The sequence below is a fragment of the Testudinibacter sp. 'clade 2' genome, assembly GCF_006227735.1.
Lineage (GTDB): Bacteria > Pseudomonadota > Gammaproteobacteria > Enterobacterales > Pasteurellaceae > Chelonobacter.
Genome location: NZ_VDHB01000052.1, coordinates 1 through 6113, shown reverse-complemented (window position 1 = coordinate 6113; position 6113 = coordinate 1). Strand labels below are relative to the sequence as shown.

Annotated in this window: 6 protein-coding genes; 4 read left to right on the top strand and 2 right to left on the bottom strand. The window is 43.2% G+C overall.

Annotated elements, in window-relative coordinates; translation table 11 throughout:
* Positions 1-354 precede the first annotated feature (354 nt).
* Together FHQ30_RS04495 and FHQ30_RS04490 are read left to right on the top strand one after the other, a co-directional pair.
* Positions 355-1530: a LysM-like peptidoglycan-binding domain-containing protein gene (locus FHQ30_RS04495; protein ID WP_139611917.1), complete on the top strand. Its 1176-nt coding sequence runs from the start codon at positions 355-357 to the stop codon at positions 1528-1530.
* 75 nt (positions 1531-1605) lie between these two features.
* Entirely contained in the window at positions 1606-2013 is a 408-nt protein-coding gene (locus FHQ30_RS04490; protein ID WP_176552668.1) for an MliC family protein, read from the top strand.
* A gap of 46 nt (positions 2014-2059) precedes the next feature.
* Here the strand turns inward: FHQ30_RS04490 and FHQ30_RS04485 are convergent, their stop codons facing one another.
* The gene (locus FHQ30_RS04485; protein ID WP_139611915.1) at positions 2060-2923 is read right to left on the bottom strand and encodes a YicC/YloC family endoribonuclease; all 864 of its coding nucleotides are present in this window, start codon (positions 2921-2923) and stop codon (positions 2060-2062) included.
* Between the two features lie 124 nt (positions 2924-3047).
* On the opposite strand from FHQ30_RS04485, the gene rph reads away from it, so the two are divergent.
* Together rph and pyrE are read left to right on the top strand one after the other, a co-directional pair.
* Positions 3048-3767: a ribonuclease PH gene (gene rph, locus FHQ30_RS04480; protein WP_139611914.1), complete on the top strand. Its 720-nt coding sequence runs from the start codon at positions 3048-3050 to the stop codon at positions 3765-3767.
* Positions 3768-3775: 8 nt separating this feature from the next.
* Positions 3776-4417, top strand: a complete 642-nt coding sequence (gene pyrE / locus FHQ30_RS04475) for an orotate phosphoribosyltransferase (RefSeq protein WP_139611913.1) — start codon at positions 3776-3778, stop codon at positions 4415-4417.
* 403 nt (positions 4418-4820) lie between these two features.
* Here pyrE and FHQ30_RS04470 read toward each other — a convergent pair whose 3' ends face one another.
* Complete coding sequence (locus FHQ30_RS04470) at positions 4821-5915, bottom strand: ISAs1 family transposase (RefSeq protein WP_139612317.1); 1095 nt, start codon at positions 5913-5915, stop codon at positions 4821-4823.
* Positions 5916-6113 lie beyond the last annotated feature (198 nt).

The window sequence follows — 6113 nt, the reverse complement described above, 5'->3', positions numbered from 1 at the left end:
GACTATTTTTCGCCAATACAAGGCAAAAGTTGTGAAGTTTAGTCATTCTAAACGAACGGCTTTTAACGCCGTAGTGGCGAAAAAGAGTCATAGTCCTGCGGATTGTGTTTAAAATGAGCACACTCGTCGTTGTAATCCTCATCAATAGTCCCACTATTGATTTCGGCTTACGCCTAGATTGTGCTCATTTTAAACGACAACTCAAAATATAAACAAAGATCAACAGACCCTAACGCCATAAGTAAAAAATTCGCACCAAATTCCAGCAAAAACAGTTTTTATTTTGTCTAATTCCTTTAGAATAGAAAGATATTTTTATTCATAAAAACATATTTTGACAATTTGAGGTGTCTAGTGACTTCTGAGAACCAAAACCGTAGCAATACTGAAGCAACCGCCGGTGAAAAACAGAATCAATTAAAATTTGAATTTAGCAACATGGAACCGATTACGCCGAAAAAACCGATTGAAGAAAAGCCCTCTTTTTTTGATAAGGCGAAAGGCTTGTTACCTAAACGTGAGCACAAGGAGGAAAGTATGAACACGACAAACCTGCCCCCTCATGATCTACAATCTGCAGCAGAAAATGGAGCTCAAAGCGGAACAGCTAGCGAAATGACGGCTAAAAGCACGGTCGAGCCGCTCACAGCTAATGACGCAAACAGTGCGCATGAGCCATTGAGCAATCGCTTGAAAAAACCAGAAACTTGGGGCATCTTAAATCGTTTGCCAGCCAAACACCGTCGCTTATTCATTGCTTTATTGGCACTGATTTTGGTGTTATTGATTTTCTTTTGGTTAAAACCAAGTTCAACCACCACTGTTGATGCTCTACAAGCGCAAAATTCGAATGCGTTGCCGATAGAATTTCAATCGTTGAATCACTCGGAAGAAGAGCAGATCAACCAGCCTAACGACCAGCTCAACACCCCAAATAATAATCAAAACAACGCCTTGCTACCGCAACCGAACACTAATGATAGCAATGCACAAACCTTGGCAACTTCTGCCGCAACTCAAGCCGCTGCCGTAGCAGCTGGAACGGTAGCGCAAAGCGCAAGCACTCAAAATACAAGCGCCCAAGCTGTGACACCGCAAACTACCGCCACTCAACCAGCAGCAACGCCACCTCGTTATGAAGCGCCAAAAGAGCAAGCTACTCGTACACCGACAAGAACACAACCAAGCACGACAACGAAAACCACCACAGCCAAACAGACCGTAGCGCCAAAACAGGCGGCAGCACCGACTAAAACAGCCAGCGAAAATACGGCTTCCGGCAGCAGCCGCACGTTGACTATCCCGCAAGGCGTCAGTTTGATGCAGGTATTTCGTAATAACAATCTGAATATTGCCGATGTCAATGCGATGACCAAAGCCAACGGCGGTGAAAAAGCACTCAGCAGCTTTAAAGCCGGTGACAAAGTGACGATTCAAGTTAATTCACAAGGCCGAGTGAGCCGTTTAACCTTACAAAACGGCAGCACCTTTATCCGTAATAACGACGGCAGTTATCAGTATAAGAAATAATCAAAAAATGCCGTTATCTAAATGATAACGGCATTTTTACTGAAATTTCATCACGTCAATATGAGGCTTATTCCTATGATGAAGAAAGGTTTATTCAGTTGCATTATCATCTTGCTATCCGGTTGTCATGCTCCGATTGACACCTACAATAACCTGACCTCGCAACAAAGCACCTCCGGCTCGACAGCATTAAATAAAACCCTGCCTGAGCGTAATACTACCCACCTTTACCACTGCGATGACAATATCCAAATCAAAGTGACTGCCCTCAATGCTTCAGCCATCAAACAGCACTCAAAAAATCCTTCGATTCAACTGACCCTGAACGGCATCAGTCAGCATCTGCAACCCGTCGTCTCCGACAGTGGCAAACGCTACGCCAATATCCAATGGAACTGGTGGGAAAGAGCGGAAAGTGCGGTGCTGAGCAACAGTTTGGGCGAAGTGATTGCAAGCGGTTGTAAAGTAGAACAAACTGATTAACCGCACTTTAGGATCTGTTGAGTTAAATACAAAGTGCGGTGTTAGCTTATTCCAAATTCTGGATCTGTTCGCGCATTTGTTCGATCAAGACTTTTAACTCAACTGCCGAGTTGGTGACCTCAACATTAATTGATTTCGAAGCAAGTGTATTCGATTCGCGGTTTAATTCCTGCATCATAAAATCTAACCGACGCCCAACAGCACCGCCTTTTTTCAGGGTTGCAGTCGTTTCTTTCACATGCATTTGCAGCCGATCCAGCTCTTCCGCCACATCGACACGCTGTGCTAATAAAATCATCTCTTGTTCCAAACGTTGCGGATCGGCTTGCAATTGGATTTCATCAAACCGCTGTTGCAATTTTTCCCGCTGCCATTGTAGAATCTGCGGCATTTGCGACCGCACTTTGTCCGCTTCAACACTGATCGCTTGCAGGCGCTGTTGGATAATCTCTTGCAGTTTCTGCCCTTCACGTCCACGCATAGCGATAAATTCGTCTAGCAGTTGATCAAACCCAGTAAGTAAATCTTGACTGATTTGATCTAAGTCTTGCTCCGGTGTTTCAACTACCCCGGGATAACGCAACACATCGGTTAAACTGATCTCCCCTTCACCGGCTTGCTGTTGCAGCCATTTGAGCGATTGCAACACCTGCTGCGCCAACGACTGGTTGAGCTGTAGTTCAAGTGCGGTTTGTGTTTTCAATTCCAAACGCAGATTACATTCCACTTTACCGCGGGTGATCCGCTGACGGATTTTTTCACGCAAGTTGTTTTCCAAGCCACGAAACTGCTCCGGCAAACGGAAAAAGTTTTCTAAATAACGTTGGTTGACGGAACGAATCTCCCATACAGCATTGCCCCAACTCTGTTTCAGTTCCAAACGGGCAAATGCGGTCATGCTGTAAATCATATTTTTTCCTTATTCGATGATTAAACTAGGCTATTCTACCGATTTCAAACCGGACTGTCGTGTGTAAAGTGCGGTTTCATGCTAGAATTCGCTGTGAATTATAGATGAATAATGGAGAATCCCAATGCGCCCAAATGACCGCCCTTTACAAGCGCCCCGCCCGATAAAAATCAGTCGCCACTATACTAAACATGCCGAAGGCTCGGTATTCGTTGAGTTTGGCGATACCAAAGTGCTGTGCAACGCTACCCTGGAAAATAGCGTACCGCGCTTTTTGAAAGGGCAGGGGCAAGGCTGGATCACCGCTGAATATGGGATGCTGCCACGCTCGACCAATGTGCGGATGCAGCGTGAGGCCGCTCGCGGTAAACAAGGCGGACGCACGTTGGAAATTCAACGCTTGATTGGTCGTTCATTGCGCGCCATGATCGACTTGACCGCACTTGGTGAACGCACCATTACCGTCGATTGTGATGTCATTCAAGCCGATGGCGGCACGCGCACGGCGGCAATCAGCGGGGCTTGCGTGGCTGTGATTGATGCGATCAATACTTTACTTGCCAATGGCGATTTAAAAACCAATCCGATCAAAGGGTTGGTTGCCGCAATTTCCGTCGGTATTGTTGACGGTACAGCGGTATGCGATTTGGAATATGTGGAAGATTCCGCTGCCGAAACCGATATGAATGTGGTCATGGCCGAAGATGGACGCATGATTGAAGTGCAGGGTACGGCCGAAGGTGAACCGTTTAGTCACCAGGAATTATTGCAATTACTGGAATTGGCACAGGGTGGCATTGCGCAGATTTTTGCCGTACAACGTGCGGCCTTAAACGATGATTAAGGTGATTTATGCAAGATTATAAACAACAATTTATTGAATTTGCCCTCAAGCGCAATGTCTTAAAATTTGGTGAATTCACCTTAAAATCTGGTCGGAGCAGCCCCTATTTTTTCAATGCCGGGCTATTTAACACCGGCAGTGATCTGGCACGTTTGGGTGAATTTTATGCGGCGGCAATCCAAGCCTCAGGGATCGACTATGACATGCTGTTTGGTCCTGCCTACAAAGGTATTCCGATCGCCACCACCGTTGCCATTGCATTAGCTAATCAATTTGGTTGCGATAAGCCACTGTGCTTTAATCGCAAAGAGGCAAAAGATCATGGTGAAGGCGGCAATTTAATCGGTAGCCCATTACAAGGCAGAGTTCTGTTGGTTGATGACGTCATCACTGCTGGAACGGCTATTCGCGAATCAATGCAACTGATTGCCGCCCATAATGCGAAGCTAAGTGCGGTGATGATTGCGCTAAATCGTCAAGAAAAAGGCAAAGGGGAATTATCTGCCATTCAAGAAGTAGAACGTGATTATGATTGCCGAGTGCTCTCCATTATCGATTTAGACGATCTCCTCACTTTTTTGAACCGTAGCCCAGTTTACCAACCCTTCCTCCCCGCAATGCGCCAATATCAACAACAATACGGTGTATAACCGCACTTGGGTATTTTGACAAGATTGGAGTTAATTGCTCAAATCTTGTCTTTTTTCACTAAATAGCAAAGAATGTTCACTACCCCAAATCATACAAAATCTAATAAAATTCACAATAAATAAAATTTTATCTAAAGTAAATGATTTTTATATATTGACTGCATAGTCAATGGATTGATTTATTAATTTTTGTATTATATAAATATCACAACTAAATGTTTATTCGATCGGAAAGCCCTTGACGGTGAGCCATCTTGATTTGATGCTAAAGGTTTACCTTCCTGAATATATTCAGGTTATTTTTGGGGTGGCTTAAAATCCAATAGCAATTGCCCCCTTTCACCGCACTTTTATTTCTGGGTTTAAAGTGCGGTTTTTTTTGCTCTTATTCCACTAGATCAGTTTATTCACCGACACCAAATAGCAGCTCTTCGCGAAACGCATCCGAACAAGCGGCAGTTTTTAATTTCATACGCAAACTCAATTGCGCAGGGTGCAGCCGGGTTAAATGCAATGCATAATAACGCAGGGAGGTCAGCTTCTTTTCCCCGTTATCTTTACTACTGAGACCACGGACATCTCGATATACTACATCCAACATCCAATGCACCTTCCTTTTTTTGAGCGATAAATGCTCCCGAATACTTTCTGCTAATTGTGGTAATGCCGCATTTAAACTGCTGATATAACAATCTAACTTAGAGTCTAATTTGCTGTTCTGCCTCAACGTCGACAGAGATTCTGCACACAGCACCGCTTGAATCCCCTCCCAGCGCATGGGTTCAGACAACCATTCATCAACGGGTAATTTCTTATACTGTCGCCCAGTATTTATATTTTCATAATAATCAATAGCTTGTGGATTTTCTCGTTCCATTTTATGGAAATAAGCTGCAATTTCTTTGCGGAACATTGCATGATTATTATTTAAAGCAACCACATAGTCTGCTTGCTTATCCTTAAGTTGCTCAACAATCTTTTTCTGTGTGTTGCAGGCATAAACGGAAACTATCGCTCGCCTCAATTTTAATGTCTGGAGTATTTCCAACACACCTTGCTGTTCATTACGCCAACGTGGAGATTTATGCTGTATCAGTATCACACCGCGCATTTTACTTTGTATGGTAATACTATGCAGTGCACTTTTCGCCTCATTACCGAAGCAGTTACGAAGGTTTTTTCCATCCAATGGAATTTGCTCAAGATTTTTGCTCTGGCGTAATTCGTTAACAAAATTGATAAAAATATCATTTAATTGGCTTGAATGAAGTTTGCAAACAAGATCAGCGATAGTCTCTTTAGATGGAATGCCTTGTGTAAAAGGTAAATATTGACGCAACCAAGAGAGGTGGCTTTCACCAAACTGGTGAACATCGCACCATGTTTTTGCTCCTGACAACACCGCTGTCATGGTTAAAAAAATAAGCTCTAATAAAGAATATCTCTGGACATCATTCTCAATTTCCTCAGCCTGAGCAAAAAAGTTAAAAAAATCCATATAAGCCCCCTAAATTGTTATTAAAATAAGTATTTATCTGCACAGTGTAAATTTACACTAAACTTACTATAAAATAATCGGGCACTCTTTAATAATATTTATTGCGGTTTTCTTGATATTAGCTAAAAAATTGGTGTTAATGCCTGTTTTTCATCCAACACATTTATTTTTGCACCAATACAAAAAACCCTTAGCATC

Coding starts and splice junctions, on each gene's coding strand:
- FHQ30_RS04470 (WP_139612317.1), bottom strand. CDS start 5,915: ATGGATTTTTTTAACTTTTTTGCTCAGGCTGAGGAAATTGAGAATGAT.
- FHQ30_RS04490 (WP_176552668.1), top strand. CDS start 1,606: ATGATGAAGAAAGGTTTATTCAGTTGCATTATCATCTTGCTATCCGGT.
- pyrE (WP_139611913.1), top strand. CDS start 3,776: ATGCAAGATTATAAACAACAATTTATTGAATTTGCCCTCAAGCGCAAT.
- FHQ30_RS04485 (WP_139611915.1), bottom strand. CDS start 2,923: ATGATTTACAGCATGACCGCATTTGCCCGTTTGGAACTGAAACAGAGT.
- rph (WP_139611914.1), top strand. CDS start 3,048: ATGCGCCCAAATGACCGCCCTTTACAAGCGCCCCGCCCGATAAAAATC.